This is a genomic window from Acinetobacter bereziniae (assembly GCF_016576965.1).
In the GTDB taxonomy this organism is placed as follows: domain Bacteria; phylum Pseudomonadota; class Gammaproteobacteria; order Pseudomonadales; family Moraxellaceae; genus Acinetobacter; species Acinetobacter bereziniae.
This window is the reverse complement of sequence record NZ_CP066119.1, coordinates 1,043,871-1,065,766: the sequence shown is the minus strand read 5'-3', so window position 1 is coordinate 1,065,766 and position 21,896 is coordinate 1,043,871. Positions and strand designations below refer to the sequence as shown.

The 21,896-nt window shown below is 36.4% G+C and carries 18 protein-coding genes and 5 pseudogenes; 13 read left to right on the top strand and 10 right to left on the bottom strand.

Features of this window, described 5'->3' with window-relative positions; genetic code table 11:
* Positions 1–54: 54 nt before the first annotated feature.
* The 3 genes and pseudogenes from I9192_RS04875 to I9192_RS04865 all read right to left on the bottom strand — a co-directional run.
* Positions 55–516, bottom strand: a pseudogene (locus I9192_RS04875) (hypothetical protein); the annotation flags it as partial.
* 154 nt (positions 517–670) lie between these two features.
* Complete coding sequence (locus I9192_RS04870; protein WP_200150156.1) at positions 671–1,150, bottom strand: hypothetical protein; 480 nt, start codon at positions 1,148–1,150, stop codon at positions 671–673.
* A gap of 13 nt (positions 1,151–1,163) precedes the next feature.
* Positions 1,164–1,463, bottom strand: a complete 300-nt coding sequence (locus tag I9192_RS04865; protein ID WP_200150155.1) for a hypothetical protein — start codon at positions 1,461–1,463, stop codon at positions 1,164–1,166.
* A gap of 468 nt (positions 1,464–1,931) precedes the next feature.
* Between I9192_RS04865 and I9192_RS04860 the strand changes: the two genes are divergently transcribed.
* The 3 genes and pseudogenes from I9192_RS04860 to I9192_RS04855 all read left to right on the top strand — a co-directional run bounded on the left by I9192_RS04860 (position 1,932) and on the right by I9192_RS04855 (position 3,816).
* A complete protein-coding gene (locus I9192_RS04860; RefSeq protein ID WP_200150154.1) occupies positions 1,932–2,120 on the top strand; it encodes a helix-turn-helix transcriptional regulator in 189 nt (62 codons plus the stop codon).
* Positions 2,121–2,219: 99 nt separating this feature from the next.
* A pseudogene (locus I9192_RS22255) lies at positions 2,220–2,322 on the top strand (hypothetical protein); the annotation flags it as partial.
* Positions 2,323–2,433: 111 nt separating this feature from the next.
* Positions 2,434–3,816: an HNH endonuclease gene (locus tag I9192_RS04855; RefSeq protein WP_200150153.1), complete on the top strand. Its 1,383-nt coding sequence runs from the start codon at positions 2,434–2,436 to the stop codon at positions 3,814–3,816.
* A gap of 873 nt (positions 3,817–4,689) precedes the next feature.
* Here I9192_RS04855 and I9192_RS22250 read toward each other — a convergent pair.
* A pseudogene (locus I9192_RS22250) lies at positions 4,690–4,881 on the bottom strand (IS3 family transposase); the annotation flags it as partial.
* A gap of 160 nt (positions 4,882–5,041) precedes the next feature.
* Here I9192_RS22250 and I9192_RS04850 point away from each other — a divergent pair.
* On the top strand, positions 5,042–6,160 hold the full coding sequence (locus tag I9192_RS04850; RefSeq protein ID WP_004828143.1) for a Fic family protein: 1,119 nt from the start codon (positions 5,042–5,044) through the stop codon (positions 6,158–6,160).
* A gap of 520 nt (positions 6,161–6,680) precedes the next feature.
* A complete protein-coding gene (locus tag I9192_RS04845; RefSeq protein WP_004828141.1) occupies positions 6,681–8,036 on the top strand; it encodes an OmpP1/FadL family transporter in 1,356 nt (451 codons plus the stop codon).
* 67 nt (positions 8,037–8,103) lie between these two features.
* Here the strand turns inward: I9192_RS04845 and I9192_RS04840 are convergent, their stop codons facing one another.
* Positions 8,104–8,718: a carbonic anhydrase gene (locus tag I9192_RS04840; protein WP_004828139.1), complete on the bottom strand. Its 615-nt coding sequence runs from the start codon at positions 8,716–8,718 to the stop codon at positions 8,104–8,106.
* Positions 8,719–9,041: 323 nt separating this feature from the next.
* Between I9192_RS04840 and I9192_RS04835 the strand changes: the two genes are divergently transcribed.
* Both I9192_RS04835 and I9192_RS04830 read left to right on the top strand, forming a co-directional pair.
* Positions 9,042–10,091 (top strand): alpha/beta fold hydrolase, encoded by a 1,050-nt coding sequence (locus tag I9192_RS04835; protein WP_004828136.1) that lies wholly within the window; start codon positions 9,042–9,044, stop codon positions 10,089–10,091.
* Positions 10,088–11,098, top strand: coding sequence for a hypothetical protein (locus tag I9192_RS04830; RefSeq protein ID WP_005030807.1), 1,011 nt, complete (start codon positions 10,088–10,090; stop codon positions 11,096–11,098). Before I9192_RS04835 ends, I9192_RS04830 begins: the two co-directional genes overlap by 4 nt.
* Before the next feature lie 40 nt (positions 11,099–11,138).
* On the opposite strand, the pseudogene I9192_RS04825 reads toward I9192_RS04830, so the two are convergent.
* Positions 11,139–12,467: pseudogene (locus I9192_RS04825) on the bottom strand (TonB-dependent receptor domain-containing protein); the annotation flags it as partial.
* 90 nt (positions 12,468–12,557) lie between these two features.
* On the opposite strand from I9192_RS04825, the gene I9192_RS04820 reads away from it, so the two are divergent.
* A protein-coding gene (locus I9192_RS04820; protein WP_223672967.1) for an IS3 family transposase occupies positions 12,558–13,690 on the top strand; the annotation gives its coding sequence in 2 pieces (ribosomal slippage) (positions 12,558–12,810 and positions 12,810–13,690; 1,134 coding nt in all).
* A gap of 59 nt (positions 13,691–13,749) precedes the next feature.
* Here the strand turns inward: I9192_RS04820 and I9192_RS04815 are convergent.
* Positions 13,750–14,511 (bottom strand): annotated as a pseudogene (locus tag I9192_RS04815) (TonB-dependent receptor plug domain-containing protein); the annotation flags it as partial.
* A 284-nt stretch (positions 14,512–14,795) separates the two neighbouring features.
* Entirely contained in the window at positions 14,796–15,434 is a 639-nt protein-coding gene (gene nfuA / locus I9192_RS04810) for a Fe-S biogenesis protein NfuA (protein ID WP_004828129.1), read from the bottom strand.
* A gap of 423 nt (positions 15,435–15,857) precedes the next feature.
* Here nfuA and I9192_RS04805 point away from each other — a divergent pair, with 423 nt between their 5' ends.
* The 5 genes from I9192_RS04805 to I9192_RS04785 all read left to right on the top strand — a co-directional run bounded on the left by I9192_RS04805 (position 15,858) and on the right by I9192_RS04785 (position 20,455).
* On the top strand, positions 15,858–17,408 hold the full coding sequence (locus tag I9192_RS04805; protein ID WP_004828126.1) for a hypothetical protein: 1,551 nt from the start codon (positions 15,858–15,860) through the stop codon (positions 17,406–17,408).
* 274 nt (positions 17,409–17,682) lie between these two features.
* Positions 17,683–18,471, top strand: a complete 789-nt coding sequence (locus tag I9192_RS04800; RefSeq protein WP_005030808.1) for a crotonase/enoyl-CoA hydratase family protein — start codon at positions 17,683–17,685, stop codon at positions 18,469–18,471.
* 47 nt (positions 18,472–18,518) lie between these two features.
* Positions 18,519–19,436 carry an alpha/beta hydrolase family protein gene (locus tag I9192_RS04795; RefSeq protein ID WP_200150411.1) on the top strand — a complete coding sequence of 306 codons (918 nt, stop codon included), beginning with the start codon at positions 18,519–18,521 and terminating at the stop codon, positions 19,434–19,436.
* Positions 19,437–19,476: 40 nt separating this feature from the next.
* Complete coding sequence (locus tag I9192_RS04790; RefSeq protein WP_005030811.1) at positions 19,477–20,031, top strand: TetR/AcrR family transcriptional regulator; 555 nt, start codon at positions 19,477–19,479, stop codon at positions 20,029–20,031.
* A gap of 49 nt (positions 20,032–20,080) precedes the next feature.
* A complete protein-coding gene (locus I9192_RS04785) occupies positions 20,081–20,455 on the top strand; it encodes a lysozyme inhibitor LprI family protein (RefSeq protein WP_010591010.1) in 375 nt (124 codons plus the stop codon).
* Here I9192_RS04785 and I9192_RS04780 read toward each other — a convergent pair.
* Both I9192_RS04780 and I9192_RS04775 read right to left on the bottom strand, forming a co-directional pair.
* Positions 20,449–21,030, bottom strand: a complete 582-nt coding sequence (locus I9192_RS04780; RefSeq protein ID WP_005030813.1) for a hypothetical protein — start codon at positions 21,028–21,030, stop codon at positions 20,449–20,451. The two genes, I9192_RS04785 and I9192_RS04780, sit on opposite strands and share 7 nt — an antisense overlap.
* Before the next feature lie 160 nt (positions 21,031–21,190).
* The gene (locus tag I9192_RS04775) at positions 21,191–21,826 is read right to left on the bottom strand and encodes a hypothetical protein (protein ID WP_005030814.1); all 636 of its coding nucleotides are present in this window, start codon (positions 21,824–21,826) and stop codon (positions 21,191–21,193) included.
* Between the last annotated feature and the right edge of the window lie 70 nt (positions 21,827–21,896).

Genomic DNA, 21,896 nt, shown 5'->3' with positions numbered 1-21,896 from the left:
TTTATAACATCATTTGGGGAGCAAAATATCACTTATAAGTGTTGTTCAAATTTCCTGATCCACCTCTGGCTCATTAGTAATAATGCCCAATCCGCCTTTCACATTCGTGTAATAATCTGTTAATTCACCTTTTGCCTCTTTTGCAATTGCATCAGCGTGTGAATCTATTGATTTAATCCCCGACATATCACCATAAGCAGCTATAAAGCGATCTATGACTTGACTTGCTGGTAGTGTTGGGTGATTTAGCATAGCAAGGTTTCTACTTTGAGTAAGAATATCGTTTGCAGCTATTTTGTTTTTGCGTTTTATATCAGCCTTAATATCTATTGCGACCTGTTCACCTGCTGCGGTTAATTTTTCTGAATCTGATAAATTGCGCCAAGCATCAATATCTTGTCTCGCACGTGATTTCATAGCATCACGAATACGTTGCTCGATGTTATCTGCTTCTTGTTGTGTAAGTTGTGTTTTGCCTAAAGCTTTTGCCACGGCTAATTTGCATTGATCTTTCATTTTTGATTTCCCATACTCTCAAACTAAACTAAATGTGGCATTTATTTATATTGAATATAGGACAAGAGTTATCTCCAAAAAATGGGTATATTCAGCAATAAAAAAGGAGCAATTAAAGCTCCTATATTCTTAAACTATCATGAATCCATTGGAATCATCTCGATCTAAAATTAACTACTGGCCTAGCTATATCTTTACTGACAGGATTTCCCAAAGCTAAGCGTTCTAAAATTTTTTCAACAAAATTTACTTTATTTAATATTTGATTTAATTCCATCTGAAAACAATGTTTATTCAACAAGCGTTTATACTTATAGTCCGGGTTTAAGTAATACGCCGTGATAATCAAAACATTTGGTGTATTGTTAATTGCTGCTAATGCTGTTCTTAATGATGAGTAATAAATATTCTTTGGTGAAATTAGCCCTATCAGCAAATGACTTAATTCATCTAAATGATTTGCTACCTGTAATAAACGATTTTGAAAGCACCCTTGGAAAAGTTGATTCGATTCTAAATAAAGGATATCAGCCCGAAACTTCTTTAAATATTCAGTCACATCAGTACATAAAGTTGAAGCACGATCAATCTGACTGCAGCAAAGTGGTTCAAATATTTTCTTTTTAGAATACATCGTTAACCCCACATCAAGCAATCAAGTAGTGATCAATTCGTGGAATATCTGCGTCAGATTTCTCTGTTAAATATTTCCAAAGGTCGATAAGAGCCTCACCATTGGCATAATTAAGCTTAGCTCCTAAAACCCACTCTTTAATGGTACTAGCACCCGAAACAGGCAACAGAAATGCGATCTTCTCAAACGTCATATCATGATATTCTCTGAGTTCATTAATCATTGCTTTAAAGTTAGGAGCGAAGTAGTTTCTAATGATTTTATTTAAGAAAAGATTCCCTGAAACTTCAAAAGATATCAACTCGTTAAACATGTTTCACCCTTGTAACTCTTCAATTATTGTTATTATCACTCAGATAGAATATAGAAAAAATGGGCATATTCCCAACAAAACGCGCGCGCGCGCGAGGTAGGCTGTAAAGTACTTATATTTCTTAATAAATCAAATACACTGTGCTATTAAACTCAAAACTTAAGTTGCCTCAAATAGGCTATAACCAACTGTACTAACAGCAAAAAATGACTGTAATGAAAACTAAATATAACTGTACTAACAAGATTATCAATAGCTTTAAAAACAATAGTTCAAGTCATCTGACTTTAAAGTGGTAACAGCATTTTTTACCTACTGAGATACTCAGCGTATACAAAACAATCAAGACTATAAGCATTTGATAAATTCTAGCCGTTTTCGTTTTGCAACATTATCAAAGATATTTTTATTGCTTTTATCTTTTGAAAAGGGAAATCTACTTACAAGAAAACTAGCCTCTAAATTAAGATGAATATTGACAGACGAGTTAGAGCAAAAGAGTTTATGGCCCTACTTTCAATAAAAAAAGATGCATTTTATAGCCGAGTTAACAGTGGGCAAATTCCGCAACCTGTTCGAATTAATAAAAAAGATGTTTTCTGGTATGAGTCAGTTGTAAAGAAAGAGGTGGAAAAGTTTAAAGATAGATCGGAGTAGCTCTAATATGTTTAAGCAAAAATATATCATTCCCGTAGAAAGTGAAACTCCATCCCCAATATTCATTGCAAATACAATCTACGGTGCTATATTCATTGCATTGGCGACTTTAATCTCGCTGCCCTACTTTGCAAAAGCTCTGTTCCGATCTGGGTAGGTATAGGTCATGAATAAAGCTAAAACAATTTTAGATGATGTGGCAAAGCAAGTTCCCGAACTTTGAGTTTGACGGACTACAACTTTACAAAAAATGAATATGTAAATCTACAAGCCTATACAGCATGAGTTTTAGCAACTTGGAGGTAAATAAAATATGAGTGAAAGTGAACAGGTATTGATTAATTATCCACTCAACTTTTTTTGGGAAAAGGATGATAGTTTTTGTATTCGTGTACAAGGTTCACCCGAAGAAGAGCATGTTAGGGTATTTCTTGAAGACGTAGCGAGTTTGTTCTATACATTTCCTGATCAAGAAGGAATCCCTATGGAGCAGCAGATACCTACCTTCAATGTATTACAACAGATGACACCTGACCTTCGTAAGGGCTTGATTAAAATGTGCGAAAAGATGGCTAAAAAAAGCCCTCAGATCAACCAAGCCATTAGTAAATTCAAGTTAGTCAACGAGGGTGAGTATTTCTTTGTTTACCCTAAACTTCCAGATGACAGCTTACAGTATTCGATGCGGCTGCAGTTTTACCTTACTGGTAGAAATCTAGGTTTAAGTGAAGAGGATGCTAATAAATATCTAGAAGAACAATATCAAAGCCTTGAATCCTTTTTTGGTACTGAACTGAATAATTACGATATTAAAGCTTTTGGAAAGACCTCAAGAAAAAGTTACATCGGAACCAAACCGACTCAAGGCGATGGTGCCTGTAGATTTTGCAAACAAACTGTAAATGACGGTGCTACATTTAAGAAAATCGCCCACACGATCTCTGAGGCATTAGGAAATAAGCAAATCATTACTAACGATGAATGTGACGTTTGTAATGGTATTTTTGGCGATGAAATTGAACCGCATTTGATCAGATATTTGGATATACACCGTGCTTACTTCCAGATCAAGGGAAAGAGTGGAATTCCCAAACTTAAGTTCAGAAATGGTCATGTAGCAATCGTCAAAGATGATAATGAGACTGGAAGTTTTGTCATCGCATCTCAAGATGTAACTAAAACCGAAAATGGTATGATCATTACATTGAAACCATATGATCCTGTAAACAAACAAAAGGTTTTTAAAAGCCTCTGTAAGTACGCTCTATCTGTCTTGGACGTAGAAGATTTGAAGGATTTTGAGAAGACCACTCAATGGGTTCGTGGAGCAGTACAAATAGGCAAAAACGATCCCCAATTATCTATTGCTAAGCACTTTATGCATGAATACTCAAGTCACCCTCATTTTAGTGTTTTCAAACGCAAAGATGATGCTGACCCATCTTTACCACATGTCATTGCGGAATTAAAAATGGGGACTTTGAATATGATCTTTATTGTTCCATTCTCAGCTAAAGATGAAAACCATTTCGATATTAAGCGTGACTTTGAAAAATTGAATGGCATTTTCCCACGTTATGAAATGGTAAAAGAGCTGTTAGATTTTGAAGATTTAAGTTGTTCGGAAGACAAAATTTATCCCGTAGTGATCAATATGGAAAAACGAGAAGGTGCACCAAATGCTGAACCATTGTAAATTCTCACAATGATCGACTTAATAGTCAATAAGTGCATGCTTAGTCAGGCTAACATGCAGTTTTTCTATGCGGATAAAGGTTATAAAAACTCACGGATCACTCTGGCAAATTCATAATCATGAGGGACTTCTTGCAAATGGATATTCAAATTTTCTAGTAATTCATTGTTGGTCTTAAGCTCCTAGCTAATCCGATCCAAACCTGATTGAACTTAGACGGTAATTTCATTTTCCGATTTTGAGATAGACTGATCCAAGTCACTCACTTTAGCTTTGAGCGCCACGGCTTTAGAATCATATTCTTTCTGTTTGATCTTACCTGCCTTAGGCGCATCATCGAATTTCTACAGCTTGGCCTGCATATTACGAAGGTTCATTTTTGCAATACTCAGTTTACTTGGATTAAGCGAAAATCAACTCCACGGCGATTAATATGTGTTTCAACAAGCACGAGGAGTTGTATTGTTCTATATTTGTCGCCGTCTTCCCGCATATAGCATGCACATAATACCACCGATCTTGGGATGCTCTGTGCTGTATGTACTAACTCTGCTGTATCTTCAAAAATATTTCACTAAACTAATCTTAATTTAGCTAGCAAAATACTACGAATCCATTTTACAACTACTACGCAGTAAACCAACATTGGTTCGAATCCCTATTTGGGATTAAAACCCACGTCCTTCTAAAATTTCACCAATATAAAGTACTTAAGAGAATAAGGATACAAATAGGGATATAATTTAAAAACATGAAAGTTTAAAGCCAATAAATATAAGCAATATGAGTTAAAGTTCTATTCGCGCAGGGCGCACCAAATCATTAACCCCACATACATCCATAAACACAAATACAAAATAAAAATTAAACACAATAAATTCGATAAACACATTTGTGATGCCATAGGTAGACTTTGACATTACGTAGGTACAAGAAGTGAAACTAAAAGCCTCAATTTTTATTCTCGGTGGTGAGCACCAATAACCAGGCTGCAATCATCTTATTTTACTCATCTAATTGAGCTTTATAACGATAACAGGTCTGATGAAGTTGAAATATGAGACATCTAATTAAAGAAAGTGATTCAGCAATAATGTACCTCACATTCAATAATAGAAGTACATAAGTATAAATGAGCCAAATAAACATCAAATTCAGCTCATTTATTGAGCCAAATATATGTTATATTTAGCTCACCTTGGAAAGGTTCAAGGTGGAGATTAAAATGCAAGATTGGATTTGGCAAAGTGACAACTGGATAAACTTCACATGGGAAGATGAAACCATCTTACCCAAAACTAGACAAATTCATCAAAAAATTGGGATTCTACTTGGACAAAGTCAGTATGATTTAGCCAAAGAACAATTCACATTAGATACTCTACTTGCCAATCTTGTAGCATCGTCAGCGATTGAAAATGAGACCTTAAATGTGTATTCATTACGTTCCTCACTTGCCCGTCGTTTAGGTGTTACCCTTGAACAACCTTACCCAAGTTCAGACCGATCTGAAGGCTTAGCCAACATCATGCTGGATGCGCTTAACAACGTAAAACAACCACTTACTGTTAAACGTCTTATGCAATGGCACCAATGGCTTTTTAATGACCCTGATTGGACAATGCAGCGCTTACGTATTGGTCAACTCAGAGGTTTAGAACCAATGCAGGTTGTCTCTGGTCGATTGGATTATCCAACAATTCACTTTGAAGCACCTCCGAGAGAGGGACTAGAAGAACGTTTAGAAGCCTTTATCAATTGGTTTAATCATAGTCTAAATAATGCTTTGCTTGACCCCCTACTCCGTGCGGGTATCACACACTTATGGTTTATCACACTCCACCCTTTTGATGATGGTAATGGTCGTATTACACGTACCCTCACAGACCTTGCATTAGCACAAATGGATGAACAGAGCATACGTTTGTATGCGATGTCCCCCGTGATATTAAATAAACGCAAAAGTTACTATGAAATTTTAGAACAAACCCAAAAAAGTGATTCCAATATCACAAATTGGCTTGTTTGGTTTTTAGACACCTTAAGTGACAGCCTTGAAACGACGTTAAAGCAAATTCATCGAACATTGTTTAAAAGTAGGTTTTGGCATAAGTATTCAAACTTAGATCTCCATGAAGGACAACGTAAAGTATTAAATCGTCTATTAGATGGTGGTGAAAATGGCTTTGAACATGGTATCAGTGCCTCACAATATCAAAAGGTTGCTAAAGTGAGTAAAGCAACAGCTACACGGCACTTATCTGACTTGCTGGAAAAAGAGTGTATAATCAAGTTGGAAGGTGGTGGGCGCAATACCCGCTATCAGATCAATACTCAATTATAAACAGAGTACTTTTATTTTTTACGGTAAAATCAATTTGCTTCATAAACTATCAATTTAAAATTCAATGAAATAACCTAACAGTTCGAGTCCCGTAAGACACATAAACAAACTTATTGATAAAAACATGACCTTATTGACAATAATGGATATTTCTTCAGGTCTTATTCTAATAATTGGTTTTCAATCAAACTAAAGTCTCATTTTTTCACCTGATCATATTTCACACAATTACGCGATCAATAATATAGGGAAAAACCAAAACTTTTAATGACAAAACTAAACATATCTATTTAAATAATAATGGTTTTTAATTTAACACAAAACTTTATGCTTATTAATTAAACTATATAGTTCATTTTTTTTTCGAGAATTAGTGTCTTAGAGTATTTACTCTTATTTTTTATATGTTATTTTGTAACTAGGAGTAACTTTGAGTTGTTATTTAGGTATCAAAATTATTTCTCACTCAAAACTTAAGTAATTCAAAGTATTCATTTTATTATATTAGGGAAAAATTAAAATGAAATTAAAAAATCTATCGGTCGCGTTAATTGTTGCAACTTTGCCAGCAACTGGCGTTTTTGCCGCAGCCTTAGATCGTTCAGGTCAATCCATTTCTGCTTTTTTACAGCCAGGCAATTATTTTGAAGCAGGAATTTCTGTTCTAGACCCAACTGTTGAAGGAAAAGAAACTGCAGCAATGGGTGGACGTAACATTAATGATATGGGCGATGATTATTATTTCCCATCTGCTGCATTAAAGCTTCAACTTACAGATAATTTTTCATTTGGTTTACTCTATGATCAACCATTTGGTGCAGATGCAGCCTACAATGGAACCAATGAATTTGTTGCGGCTCCAACTGATCCAGTATTGACTGGTTTGCCAATTACGACCACTCAACTTGGTGGCGTGACTGGAAACACTAAAGTAAAAGTTGATACGCAAAATATTTCAATGATTTTTGGTTTCCAACCAAATGAAAACTTTAATTTCTATGGTGGTGGTGTTTACCAAACAGTTAAAGGCAATGTAAGTCTTCGTGGTAAAGCATATAGCTTATATAATGGCTATGATGCAAAAATTAAAGAAACAAGTGGTGCAGGTTGGTTAGCAGGTGCGGCATTCCAGATTCCAGATATCGCTTTAAAAGCATCTGTAACTTATCGCTCTGAAATTGATCATGATGCAGATGCTACAGAAACTATTGCTATTGCTGATGCATTAGGTGCAATGCCTGCATCACAATTACAAGGCTTACTTGCAAGCTTAGGCAACACTGGTGCAGCAATGACACCAGCATTATTGAAAGCATTAGCTGCCAACAAAGAGTCTGGGAAAACTAAAATTACAACGCCACAATCTGTAAATTTAGATTTCCAAACAGGGATTATGGAAAATACAGTTGCATTTGCAAACTTGCGCTGGGTAGATTGGTCTAGCTTCTCTATCCGCCCTTACAAGTTTGGTAATGTTTCAACTGCAGTTGGTCCATTATTAGGTTTAGCAAATCCGAACAATGCACGTCCAAATGGCTTTAACCTCGTTGAATATTCTAAAGATCAATTCTCTGCAACTGTTGGTGTTGGTCGTAAACTGAATGAACAATGGGCTGGAAATGTATCTGTTGGTTGGGACTCAGGTGCAGGTAACCCTATTACAACTCTTGGTCCAACTGAAGGTTATTGGAACCTTGGTTTAGGTGTTCAGTACAGCCCTACTCCATCAACCTTTATTGCTGGTGGTGTGAAATACTTCTGGTTAGGCGATGCTAAAGCACAAACTGGTGCTCAAGCTGGCGGTAATGATTATGTTGCTGAATTTAAAGACAACAATGCAATCGCATATGGTTTAAAAATGGGTTATAGATTCTAAGCAATCTATAGACATAAAAAATCCCACCTAGCGTGGGATTTTTTATGTCTTCTATAAAATGAGAGGACTAAAAATCATAAAACGAAACTTCACCAGTTTCTAAAGAATATTCAGCCCCGACAACTTTCAGTTTACCTTGCGCAATTAAACTCTCTAAAACGGCTGAACCATGACGTAATTGATTTACAGATGCAAAAACATTTGATTTCACAGCATGCATCGATAATTTTTCTAAATCATCTTTTAATTCTGTTTGCATCAGAATTTCAACGGACGGGCGTACACGATTGACAATTGACATGAGATTTGCGGATGGCGGCGTATTTGGATTTTTGAGCGCCTCGATAGTGGAGTGTATCGCACCACAATGACTATGTCCCAAAACCACGACTAATGGGCAACCAAAACTATCTGCAGCAAACTCAACACTACCTACTTGTGAAGGCGCAACAATGTTCCCTGCCACACGAATCACAAATAAATCACCAAATCCTTGGTCAAATACCATTTCTGCTGGAACACGTGAATCTGAACAACCTAGAATGATGGCAAAAGGTTCCTGACTATCTACCATTTCAGATCGTTGCTGATGCGTCAAAAATTTAGTCAGATTGGTTTCACCATGAGCAAAACGTTCATTACCTTGTTTTAATCGTTCTAAAGCTTCTTGAGCAGTTAGCATATCCTATGTTCCATTGTGCGGAGATTTGGACTATTTTAATGCTGTAAAATTTGAATGTCACTGACTAAAAATAAACTCTGTTACAATTTTTGTTATTGATGAGACTCCCCTTAGAATCACAAAAATATATAGATATAATTCACAATTTTATTTAAATTATTTAACCACATTACAAAATCGTTATTTAATTTGCTCATTTCTTGTCTATTCTTTTGGCAAAAAAATGACAAATATTACTTTCCGAGCAAATGCTGAAAAAATTATGATCATGAATAATATTTTTACTTTATATAATGCCAAGTCTTTTGTTAGGAACTCTATGCATGTTTGATCTGCCCCTAAAGAAAATTCTTCGTTTTTTGAATGACATGTTATTAAGTTTGACAGCAGTCAGTAGCATTCTTTTGGCAAGCCAGACTTATGCAGCTTCCAATACACCAGAATATGTCGACTATTTAAAAATCGTGCAAGAAGAACGTGCTTGGGCAGGGCTAAGTTCTAAAACATTACGTGTGGGTGATGTAGTCTGGTCTTACAGCGAAGGTGGCCCAAAAGATAAACCGACGGTTTTATTGATTCATGGTCTCGCCAGTAGTCGGGATACGTGGAATGAGACTGCGCGATCATTAACCCCTTTCTATCACGTAATTATCCCTGATTTACCATCTGCAGGAAGTACCCAGGTTCCAGCAAATTTTGATTTATCTGTACCTAATGTCACGGAACAACTTCGGCGCTTTATTGAAGCGGCACATATCCAAGATAATTTAAACATAGCCGGACACTCATTGGGCGGAACCATCGCCATGTTTTATGCTTCTCAGTACCCATTTGACACCAAAAGTTTATTTCTGATGAGTACTGGAGGTATTTTTAAATCGACCAATACCAATTATTTAAAAAATCCAATCTACTTGAGGCAGTTGCTCATCACTCAGAAAGGTGATTTAGATTTTGTCATGAAAAAAGTTATGTTCAATCCTCCATTTACAGCCAGTGTAATTAAGGAAGAACAGGAAAAATTATTTATCGCTAAATCACAAGATACAGCAAAAATCATCAATCAAATTGACGCCCTCAATCGACTGTACACCCCTACAACATTCACCACCATGTTAAAAAACATTGAAGCACCCACATTAATTTTATGGGGTCAACAAGATCAGATCATCAATGCTGATGTTGCCAATGAATTAAAATCCGTATTAAAACGACCTGAAACACCTGTGCTTTTACCTCGTGTTGGTCATATGCCATTATTAGAAGCACCAGAACGAGTTGCGGATTACTATTTAAGTTTTTTAAATAAAGTACAACCCCTGCAAAATCCATTGTCTGAGCCTAGGCATACACAAATCGAGTTCAAAAAATGAAACATCCTCTCATTGAACAATTAATCGACGCTCAATTGGTATTTTTAGATCAAACTTTTTCTCAGCCTGAGACTATTAAAGCTGAATTTACTGAGTTTTATCATTGGTTTAGAAAACAACCTTTAAAAGAAATCTGGTCATTTTCGCAAATTAATGACTTATTATATAAGCAGGTTTTAGCAACACCTGCGAGTGATTTTCTGATTGAACAGATTGCTGAACATATTCGTTTTGCTTTAATTCATCCAAGCAATGATGAAACCCTAATTGAAGATATTATCCCTGTTACGACGATTGATAAAATCGCCCAATATGTTGCAAGCAAATCAGGACATCGCCAAGCTTTGATCAAACGTATTGTTAATAATCCTGCATTTTCGAGTATGTTGACTCAGCTGATTCACCATTCTATTCAAGATTATATCGATAATTCAGTCATGAATAAAAAAGTTCCTGGTGTTGGACGTTTTATGAAGATGGGAAAATCCGTCTTGGAATCTGTCACAGACACGAATTTGGATGATACTGTTAAGCATTATTTGCAAAAAAATATTATCAAAATCAGCCAACTCAGTGAACAAGTCATTAATCAACAATTTGATGACAACAAGCTGTATCATTTTCAAGCCAATCTATGGCACAAAATTAAAAAAATCCCGATTGGTGTACTTCGTCAGTATGTAGAAATTAATGACTTACCAAAAACAGTAGGGATGGGTCATGAGATTTGGGAACATATCCGTCAAACAGACTATTTAAAGAAACAAGTTCATGATGGCATACTTACTTGGTATGCACGAAACCAAGAGCGTCAGTTTGATTTGATTTTATCTGACATCAATATTGATGAAGCATTGATTCAAAATGAATTACAGGCTTTGCTTGAACCTGTGATCCAAAGAATGATTTCATCTACACATTTAAAAAATCGTGCACGAATCTATTTAGAGCAGTTCTATTATTCAGATGAAACTTTAAATATTTTAAAATTAGAAAAAGGCGCATAAGCGCCTTTTTTCTAATTATTCAGAATGATACAAGCCTCTTTTAAAAGCTTGTGATGAAACTTATGCCATAACGACGACCATCTAAGAGTTGGTCCCCATCCGCATTTTCTGCTCGCTCATCTAAAATGTTATAAACCCCAAATTTACCTTTTAGATATTGGTTAAACTTATAGTTAAAACCTACATCTAAAAACTCATAGCCCGGATTAGGATTCGACATTGATGTACGGCTTAAATAAGCTGATGTCTCAGCACGATAATGTAAACGAGACCAAACATTCAAAGCATCATTGATATTATGATCAACTGTAATATTAAACATATGCTTCGGCATTTCATTTAAAGGACGTCCTTTAAATTCACCTGATTTAATTTTAGTATCACTAAATGTGTAGTTTGCGGATAAAGATGTATATTCGGTAATATCTGTTTCTACAGTTGCTTCAATTCCTTTTAATTCTGCTTCGTCTACATTAATACGATCACTGATGAAATAAAATGGTGTAGGACCTTCAGCACATTTCCAAGCTGCTACATTATTTCGATTGGTTGTAGTACCATCTGTGTCGGTTTCACAGGTACGAACCTCAGTTATTTTATCTTTAAATTGAGTAATATAGCCTGTCAATGATGCATTGAAATATTCATTTTTCCAGTTTAACCCCAACTCTGAAGAAACACTTGTTTCTGGATCTAGATCTGGATTCGCACGAATGATACCCCGCCCCGTTGGTGTTGGCGAACCACCACCACCTGTTACACTATAAAAGCCTTCTGTTGCAGCACGAATGTCAGGCTGTTTATAACCAGTAGAAACACCACCTTTTACCGTAAAATTATCATTTAGAGTGAACACACCGTATAAGCGTGGAGAAACATTACCACCATAATTTTCATCATGGTCATAACGCACACCACCCGTTAAATCAAAACGATCTGTGATACTCCATGTATCTTCTAGAAATGCAGCAGCAGACCAACGAGTTAATTCACTAAATTCCGGAATATTTGGATTTCGGTTAGTCGCCTTATCATTTAAAGACTCATCTTTATAATAAGTGCCAAATGACAGACGATGATTGTCTAAATTCCAGTTCCACTGATTATTGAAAGTCCATGTTTCCAGCTCGATCCCTTTAGTATCCAATGTGGTATTTTCACGATCAGGATTTCGAGAGTTTTCATACTGTAAATATGTCGAACTTTCTAAATTATCACTATAATGTCCATTGTGTGTTAAAGAATAAACACTACGATAATTTCTTGAAAATGAATCTGAAGCATTAGCTGCTGGTGCAACTGTTTTGCCTACCGTTGATTCAGCATCTTGTTTCACAAAGTTCGCGTCTAATTGTAAGTCATGCTGATCGTAGAGGTGGATCAGGAAATTTGAACAACACTTATAAGTGATATTTTGCTCCCCAAATGATGTTATAAACATCAATATATGGAGTATTTTATGACACGTAGACCAAGAAGAAATCATTCAAATGACTTTAAAGCTAAGGTAGCACTTGCTGCGATTAAAGCAGAAAAAACACTTGCTGAATTGAGTGCTGAATTTGATGTTCATCAAAACCAAATTATTGACTGGAAAAATCAACTGATTTCAGCTTCCTCGCAAGCTTTCGATCAATCAAAAGCTCCAACAGAACCACCCATCGATCTAAAAAAACTACATGCAAAAATCGGTGAGCAGGCATTAGAAATTGATTTTTTAGAAGGTGTGTTGAAGAAACTGGGTCGCTTCAACCACAAAAGTTAATCGATGACTCACTTCAGATTTCAGTATCTAAGCAAGCTAAGCTGCTGAAAGTCTCCCGTGGTTGTTATTACTATCGCCCAAAACCTGTGAGTGAATCAGATCTGAAGCTGATGCGCTGTATGGATGAGTTACATATGCAATACCCTTTTGCAGGTAGCCGTATGATGCGTGATTTATTGAATCGTCAAGGACATCATATAGGACGACGTCATACACGTACTTTAATGAAGAAAATGGGCATTAATGCGTTATATCGTAAACCAAATCTAAGTCAGGCCAATCAAGCTCACCGTAAATATCCATATCTGCTCAAAGGATTGGCTATTCAGCGCAGTAATCAAGTGTGGTCTACGGATATAACGTATATCCCTATGGCAAAAGGCTTTGTTTATTTATGTGCTGTGATTGATTGGCATAGCCGCAAGGTACTTGCGCATAGAGTATCGATTAGTATGGAGGTTACATTTTGCATAGAAACATTAAATGAAGCTATTGAAAAATATGGCCGACCTGAAGTCTTTAATACAGACCAAGGCAGTCAGTTTACCAGTGATGCATTTATTGATGTATTGAAATCAAATGGCATTCAAATCAGTATGGATGGTAAAGGTCGATGGGTTGATAATGTGATGGTTGAACGATTATGGCGGAGCGTTAAATATGAAGAGGTGTATCTCAAAGCCTACAGCAATGTTTTGGATGCGAAGAAGCAATTAAACGCATATTTTGAATTTTATAATTTGAAACGACCTCATTCGAGTCTGGACAAAATGACTCCAGATGAGTTTTACTATGACCAGCTACCACAACAAAATAAGGTAGCTTAACTAGAGCAGAGTATCACTTATAAATAAGCTTTTAGTTGTTCAAACAAGTGGGACCACCTCTCGTTGACTAAATAAGTAAATCGCGTATTTAAACTTTCACGCTCTACACCACGAAAACCACCTTCGTAGCTATCCTCATTTCTTTTCTGCTTATTTATACCTAACTGTAAACCCAGCTTATTTGCAATCAAAGGTCCTGATAGATAAACCGATCCATTTTTAATATCACCAGCATTACCACTGTCCTGAATCACGGAACCTAATTCAACTGTACCAGACCATTCATCACTTACTTTTTTAGTAATAATATTAATTACACCACCCATAGCCTCACTACCATATAAGGTTGAGGCTGGACCACGGATAATTTCAATACGCTCAATGGCAGCCATTGGAGGCAAAATATTCTTTTCAAAACCGTAATCATCACCATTCGGGTTCACATCTTTTGAATATTGACGCTTACCATCAATCAAAAACAAGGTGTAATTTGAACTCATTCCTCGAATACTAATACCCTGAGCAGAGCCAGCCCCAGAAATTACAACACCAGGAGTATTACGAAGAACATCGGTAATATCATTATATTCACGCTTTTGTAATTCTTCTTTACCAATCACCGTAATGGATGCTGGAGCTTTGCTAAGGTCCTGTTCATAACCAGCTGCAGAAACTACTATTGTTTGTAATTTTGCTAATTCAGAATTTTCCGAGCTTTTTTCATTTAAAATTGGTTGTGAATTTGCTGCATGTGTAGTACCCATCATAATAGTGATAATGGAGAAAGATAACGCAGATTGGATGATACGACTAGCTGACATAAGGTATTCCAAAGAGGCTAAGCAATGAATAGACGATAAAGATTTAGATACAATGTGTAATAAAACTCCATAGCATTATAAACAATATTAAGAATTATTCTCATTTTTATTATTTGTTTGATTATTTTTTATTCATTTTTACGCTTATTTTTAAGATTTTACAAATTTTTTAAGTTTCATTTAAGGTTGCTGAAATTCAAAAAATTAAATTGTCAAAAAAAAAACCTCCGAATTTTCGAAGGCTTTTTTTGAATCACTTTGAATCAGTATATTGATGAGACAAATTATTTGAAGTATGCACCTTCGGCTTGGCTATGATCAGTTTGATCTACCACACGACCTAACTCTGGAATGTGCTGTTTTAAGGTAGTTTCAACGCCTTGCTTCAATGTGACATCGATTGCTGAACAGCCCTGACAACCACCACCAAATTTCAATACAGCCGTTAAACCATGCTCTTCATCTTCAATAACTTCAACCAAAGCACAGTTACCACCATGCCCTGCAAGTCCTGGATTAATTTCCGCTTGAAGAATATAGGTAATTCTTTCTTCCATTGACGCATCTGGACCAACACGTGGTACTTTCGAGTTTGGCGCACGAAATGTTAATTGACCACCAAAACGGTCTTTGTTGTAGTCAATTACCGCATCTTTCAGATATGGAATAGATGGTGTATCAATAAATGCTGGAAAATCAGGATAATCTTGCTTGTAATCTGTTGGAGCAACTTCATCAGGCGCACTGTACGCCATACAACATTCTGCACGTGGAGTCCCTGGATTTTCAACAAATACACGAACGCCAATTCCTGGAGTATTTTGCTTCTCCAAAAGATCTTTTAAATACTCCTGCGCATTTGGAGTAATCAATAAATTTGGAATTTCTTCTGCAACTGCAGTATTGGTGTTCTCAGTCGACATAACTCTATCCTCAAGCTGAAGTCGGTATTTTAACTGAAGATGAGGCTGAATGACCAAAAATCAACTAAAATTGTCGGAATTAAATTAAAAAGATGTAAAAACATAAGATATTCAAAATTCGAGACAAAAATTACCCTCATTCACATCAAAAAAAAGCTTTTCTATCGCTAAATTTTTACCAGCAAGATCAAGTGTAATCCATCAATTCCAAAGCAATACATGACTGAAATATGTGAAATACACTGACTCAGCTAAAGTATTTTTAACAACCCAATTTCATCTCAACATTTCGTTTGATGTGACATTACAATCGCACAACCAATTGAGCTGCATTTTGTCAGATTATGCCACTCGATTCCTCAATTTGGCATGGATAATGTATACATCTGTATATTAATGATGAAGTAAAACGAGATATTTTGCATGTCCAGTTCAAATGAAGGTTTACAATTCACGGTTCATCCTGAAACCCAAAAAAGCAGTAGCTCCCAAGTGGGTAAGGAAATTATTGCTGAGGCACTGTCATTGGTTGACAATATCAATGCTCAAAAGGTGTTGGATGAAAAAAACTGGCGTAAAAATTATCCCATTTATTTTAAAGCATTGGTAGAAAACGGCATTCAATCGACACATAACGCGATCACGATTGCAAAACAAGGCTTACATAAAGCTCAACACAGCTTTGACTTTTTCAGAGATGGGCAGCGTTATTCCTTAAAAGACGTGATGTCAGTTCCCCTCTTAGACAAAATTCAAACCATCACGATTAAAGGACAATCGGATGCACAACCCGAATGGTTTGTTCCTTATCATGGACAAAAACTTTCAGGTGAAGCCTTACTCAAACAAATTCAGACATGGCAAGAAGCAGGCATCATTGAAACCAGCCATGCGGATGCCTTAAGAGAAGTGGTTGCCCATCCAGAATGGTTTGATTTATCTGACCGTACTTTGGTTTTATTCGGCGCAGCCTCAGAAGCAGGTCCTTTGACATGGTTAGCTCAATGGAAAGCCAATATTATTGCAGTGGATTTACCCAATGAGCGTGTTTGGGGGAAAATTCTCGAGACTATTCAAAATGGTAATGCCACCCTCTATGCACCAAGCTTACAACAAATCAATGACAGCAATGATTTGAATGAATTAAAAACCAAGCTTGGAGCAAATTTACTCACCCAAATTCCTGAAATTACGCAATGGTTATGCGAGAACCCACACAAACTAGACTTGGCATCTATTGCATATCTAGATGGTGAAAAGCATGTGCGTGTTTCAATCGCAATGGACAGTATCATGAGCAATGTCAGTGAACAAAAAACTGACTCATCATTGATGTATATGTGTACGCCAACGGATGTCTATGCAGTGCCAAAAGAAGTGATTGAAGGTGCTACAGAAAAGTTTAAACAACGATCAAAATTTGAAACAATACTCAGCAAAAGTATCTCAGCACTCTCTTTAAAACAATTTTTTAAAAATAACAATCAGCAGATAATACACTCTGAAAATGGCAAAGCTTATGGCATTGCTGACTGTTTAGTGGTTGAGCAAGGTCCGAACTATGCTTTAGCAAAACGCATTCAACAATGGCGTGCGACTTTAGCAAGACATCAAGGACAACATGTCAGTATCAATATCGCACCTTCAACCACAACTCACTCTGTCACTAAAAATCCATTACTTAAAGCTGCGTTTAATGGTGCAAGTTTATTTGATGTTGAAGCATTTAGCCCTGAAACCACCAATTCGATCATGGCGGCATTGTGGATTCATGATCTCAAAAACCCAAACTCGGTTGCCAACCCAGCAACACAAATGGAACATCCATTAGAGTTGATGATGGAAGGTGCGAATCATGGTGGTTTATGGCGTGTTGCCTACCTTGCCCGTACAGCACTTCCTTTTGCAGCGATTTATGGCTTTGCAACGGATAAGCTTCCTATTCAGAAGATTTTAGGAAAAACCAAAAAATAATTGTTCAATTTTAAAAAGTTGATCAGGTAATGCCCATTTATTTATGATAAATGGGCATTTCTTTTAAATATAAAAATATTTCACTGTTCAAAGTGTTGATTACACCATCATGTTATTTACCACTTAAACTCACTTAAGTTGAATAAATTTGATCAATTGAATGTTTAAAAAAATATGTTATACACAGTTAAACGATCGCGTCATTTTTATACAATTGACAGTTTTCTAACGATCGTTTAAAAATAGATAAAACAACTAAAGCGAGAACAACAACATGTCAAATTCACAAGGAAAAGTAAGCCGAGAAATCCGAGGTCATATTTTCTTAATCGGCTTGGATCGTGCAGATAAGCGGAATGCTTTTGATAGCCATATGATCCATGACCTATCACTTGCGCTCACGGAATATGAAAAAAATCCTGAACTTCGCTGCGCAGTAGTTTTTGCGCATGGTGAACATTTTACTGCGGGTTTAGATTTGGTTGAGTTACAACCCAAATTAGCTGACGGCGTTTTTAGTTTTACTGATGATATGGTTAATCCTTGGGGGACTGTAGGGCGCCAAAGAACAAAACCATTGATTACAGCAGTCCAAGGCTATTGTTATACCGCAGGGATTGAACTGATGTTGAATTCAGATCTTGTCATTGCCAATCAAAATACCCAGTTTACGCAGATCGAGGTACAACGTGGTATCTTGCCTTTCGGTGGCGCAACAGTACGTTTCGTACAAGCCGCAGGCTGGGCAAAAGCCATGAAATATGTACTCACAGGTGATTTGTTCAATGCACAAACAGCCTATGAAATGAATTTGGTTACCGAAGTCGTTGAAGGCAATAATCAGTTGATTCGTGCATTGGAATTAGCTGAACGTATTGCAAGTGCGGCACCACTCGCAGTTCAAGCAGCGCTGCATTCTGCCCATCAAGCATTTTTATACAGCCCTGAAGTTGCGTTTGGTAATTTGCAAAATTTATTGACGCCGTTGCTCAACTCTGAAGATGCACAGGAAGGTGTAAGAGCCATGATTGAACGTCGTGCTCCACAGTTCAAGGGTAAATAAACCATTATTTTAAGATTTAGCAATGCCAAAAAATTAGAGATAAGATGATGCTAAATATAAACCACCTCGCACAAATACAACCCTCGAAAGAAAATGGTTTTAAATGTGAATCGGTCACATTTCAAGCTTTGGATGGCTATACGCTTGTTGGAACACGTTATACCCCAACCCAAAATTCGATTAAAGCCAATTTACTGGTTTCAAGTGCTACTGGCGTACCACAGGCATTCTATCGACGATTCTCTGAATATGCTTCGCAAATGGGCTATCAAGTGCTTTGCTTTGATTACCGTGGTGTAGACAAGTCTGCACCACGGCAACTAAAAGGCTTTAAAATGTCTTATCTGGACTGGGGCAAATTAGATCTTGCAGGCGCGATTGACTACTTTTTTGAAGATGACACTGCTTTATTTGTTGTGGGACATTCTTATGGTGGTCAAGCGCTTGGGCTAACCCCCAATCATGACAAAGTCACAGCGATGTATTGTTTCGGTACAGGTGCTGGATGGCACGGCTATATGCCTTTGAAAGAAAAACTTAAAGTTCAGGTGATTTGGAATATCGTGTTTCCCCCGATGGTCGCTATCACGGGTTATTTACCTTGGAGTAAACTCAATATGGGGGCTGATCTTCCAAAAGGCGTATATCAACAGTGGCGTAAATGGTGTAAAAATCCAACTTATTTTTTTGCTGATCCTGAACAACAGACATTGCATGACCAATATGCTCAAGTCAAAACGCCGATTTATGCTGTCGCAGCTTTGGATGATGATTGGGCTTTACCGAACTCTCGTTATGCATTTATGCAACATTATAAAAATGCGCCTATGCATTTTATCAATATTTCAGCAGATGAATTTGGACTTCAACAGATTGGGCATATGGGATATTTTCGAAAAGGTTCGGAACAGATTTGGGATAAAATGTTAGCTACTTTTGAGAGTTTAATACCACCTTCTTCATAAATACAGCGCAATATAAATTTGTAGATTTTCTAGGTAAGCTATGCGTCCACAAAAACTTTCTACTGAACAGATGCTCAATAGCTGTGCTTTACAATTTAAAGCACATGGTTATGCTGGGACAAGTATGGATATGTTGGCAAAAGCATGCGGACTGAGTAAAGCCTCTTTTTATTATTATTACCCAAGTAAAGAAGCTTTATTGATGCAAGTTCTAGAACATACTCATCAATATCTAAATCAATCTTTGTTTAAGCTTGAAGACTTTGCTGTCATTGATACATCTACCCAGTTTCAAACCATACATGAAAAAGCAGTACTTTTTTTTAGTTATGAAATAAAAGGCTGTCTCATGGGTATTCTTTCATTAGAAGCCAATGATATATCTTACACGGTGTTGCAAAAGATTCGCACCATTTTTCAGGATTGGCAGCATGTTTTATATCAACTCTTTAAACAAACGCTCAACGAGCAAGATGCTCTAAAGGTAGCCAAAATAACTGTAGCAGATTATGAGGGAGCAATTTTAATGTATCGACTTTATCAAGATATATTCTATTTGGATCAAGTCAAAAAACGTGTACTGCAACTACTATAAAATAATTTTATTCAACTTTAACCCATACATAACTTCAGTGATTTAAATGATGAAATATTTAACAAATTTAATTTTTTATGCCTTCCTTTCAACCAGTATCTGTAGCATTGCATATGCCAAATGCAATCAGACAGATCAACTACAGACCTATAGCTGTATGGAGCAGCAGCTCAAAACAGATAAGGTAAAAATGAATAAGATCTATCAACGAATCTACCAACAATATGATGCTAAAAATAAAGCGTTGCTGGAAAAAGCACAAAAAGCTTGGCTGAGCTATCGTGATGCGCAATGTACAGAACTTACGGGAAGCTTATATTATGGTGCAATGGGCTTAGCTTCAGGCTTTGCACATTTAGACTGTGAAATGAATGCGACACAATTTCGACTCAAAGAATTAACCAGTTTACTGGAAGGTCAATAACGGTCTTTGAACTCGGCTTTATGTTCTACCCCCTGATGATCGACATGGGCGTAGAACACGCCATAACGCCCAACATAATATTCAAGCGATTGGTCATGATAATTCCAAAAAATAGACCATTCCCCAAAGTCAAATGAGCCAACTTGACTTTGTGTATTCATTGGCATCTTACTCAACATATCATGCTGAATATGCCCCGCTTGAGAAAAATCTTTAGTTTGTAGCGCCTGCTGAAAAAACAATTGTGCTGCGGCATCAAATAAACGTTGATCTTCATCAGTGATCTGAAACTCATTGGCAGTTTCTGGTTCGGTCATAACTTGCTGTTCAACTTGATCTATAGAATCTTGTGTTGAGGATATTTCTGTGGTGTTTTTTTGTCGTTCTTGATCAATCATCTGTTTAATCAGCTTGGTTTTTTCAGGCAATTCATGATCTTCGGGTGGATTTTTTATCCATTTGGAAAGGTCTTGCCTTTGCTGTTCGACGGCTGCATTAATTTTATGTTTAGCGAACAAACGCCATAACACATAGAGTGCAATCAAAATGAGTAAAACAATGATTAATTTCAACATAGACTCATCTCAAACATAAAATACAGCTTAGTTCAGACGTATTTGCCAAGTTTAAAGCTAGATATTTTGATTGTTTTTTTAGTGATATACTGATTGAATTGTATAACGATCAAAATCAACTGATCAGCTTTAAACGTAACAATTTCTTTCTTTACAATACCTAATCAGCAGTTGTTTGAAATAGCTTTAAATTCCCACCTGAAAATTCAAGCCCTTTGTTTGGAATCTTCTTTAAAGTAATGGGTTTTCCTACATTTTTATAAATTGGCTTGTCGCCATCAAGTTCTTTTAAATCAATTTTTTGAATGTAGATCTGATTATTCCGTGTATAGAGCTTTACACCTCCTTCATCTGATGCCATATAATGAACTTTTAGATGGTGAATATGTTGTAAGTCTTCTACCCATACAATAATTAAATCACCACCTCGTTCATACATACCATCAAAATAAACAGTATCTGCATCGATTTTTTCTGCTTTTACTGCAACATAACCAATAGCATCAACACTATGATCGACAAAATAGACTGATTTTTTGCCATTAAACTGCAATCCATACGCTGAATAATATTGTTCTTTATTTTGCTTCTTCGTTTGGCATGAATAGCTCTTTAACCCGACTTTTGTTGAACCTAACTGGTAAGTTTGTGCTGTAAATATCTCGCTATCATCTTGTGTGCATTCATTAGAAAGCTTCGTTTGAACGGTTAATTGTTCAAATGGTTTGGCATAGATTTGTGCTGTTGCCACTAAACCACAGATCAATAAAAAGGATGGGAATGATCGTATTTTCATGTCGATTTTCTATATTTTTAGAATAAAGGATGATCACTTCAATACTTTAGCAAAGAAATGATCGATTCAA

Coding starts and splice junctions, on each gene's coding strand:
- I9192_RS04870 (WP_200150156.1), bottom strand. CDS start 1,150: ATGTATTCTAAAAAGAAAATATTTGAACCACTTTGCTGCAGTCAGATT.
- I9192_RS04865 (WP_200150155.1), bottom strand. CDS start 1,463: ATGTTTAACGAGTTGATATCTTTTGAAGTTTCAGGGAATCTTTTCTTA.
- I9192_RS04860 (WP_200150154.1), top strand. CDS start 1,932: ATGAATATTGACAGACGAGTTAGAGCAAAAGAGTTTATGGCCCTACTT.
- I9192_RS04855 (WP_200150153.1), top strand. CDS start 2,434: ATGAGTGAAAGTGAACAGGTATTGATTAATTATCCACTCAACTTTTTT.
- I9192_RS04850 (WP_004828143.1), top strand. CDS start 5,042: ATGCAAGATTGGATTTGGCAAAGTGACAACTGGATAAACTTCACATGG.
- I9192_RS04845 (WP_004828141.1), top strand. CDS start 6,681: ATGAAATTAAAAAATCTATCGGTCGCGTTAATTGTTGCAACTTTGCCA.
- I9192_RS04840 (WP_004828139.1), bottom strand. CDS start 8,718: ATGCTAACTGCTCAAGAAGCTTTAGAACGATTAAAACAAGGTAATGAA.
- I9192_RS04835 (WP_004828136.1), top strand. CDS start 9,042: ATGTTTGATCTGCCCCTAAAGAAAATTCTTCGTTTTTTGAATGACATG.
- I9192_RS04830 (WP_005030807.1), top strand. CDS start 10,088: ATGAAACATCCTCTCATTGAACAATTAATCGACGCTCAATTGGTATTT.
- nfuA (WP_004828129.1), bottom strand. CDS start 15,434: ATGTCGACTGAGAACACCAATACTGCAGTTGCAGAAGAAATTCCAAAT.
- I9192_RS04805 (WP_004828126.1), top strand. CDS start 15,858: ATGTCCAGTTCAAATGAAGGTTTACAATTCACGGTTCATCCTGAAACC.
- I9192_RS04800 (WP_005030808.1), top strand. CDS start 17,683: ATGTCAAATTCACAAGGAAAAGTAAGCCGAGAAATCCGAGGTCATATT.
- I9192_RS04795 (WP_200150411.1), top strand. CDS start 18,519: ATGCTAAATATAAACCACCTCGCACAAATACAACCCTCGAAAGAAAAT.
- I9192_RS04790 (WP_005030811.1), top strand. CDS start 19,477: ATGCGTCCACAAAAACTTTCTACTGAACAGATGCTCAATAGCTGTGCT.
- I9192_RS04785 (WP_010591010.1), top strand. CDS start 20,081: ATGAAATATTTAACAAATTTAATTTTTTATGCCTTCCTTTCAACCAGT.
- I9192_RS04780 (WP_005030813.1), bottom strand. CDS start 21,030: ATGTTGAAATTAATCATTGTTTTACTCATTTTGATTGCACTCTATGTG.
- I9192_RS04775 (WP_005030814.1), bottom strand. CDS start 21,826: ATGAAAATACGATCATTCCCATCCTTTTTATTGATCTGTGGTTTAGTG.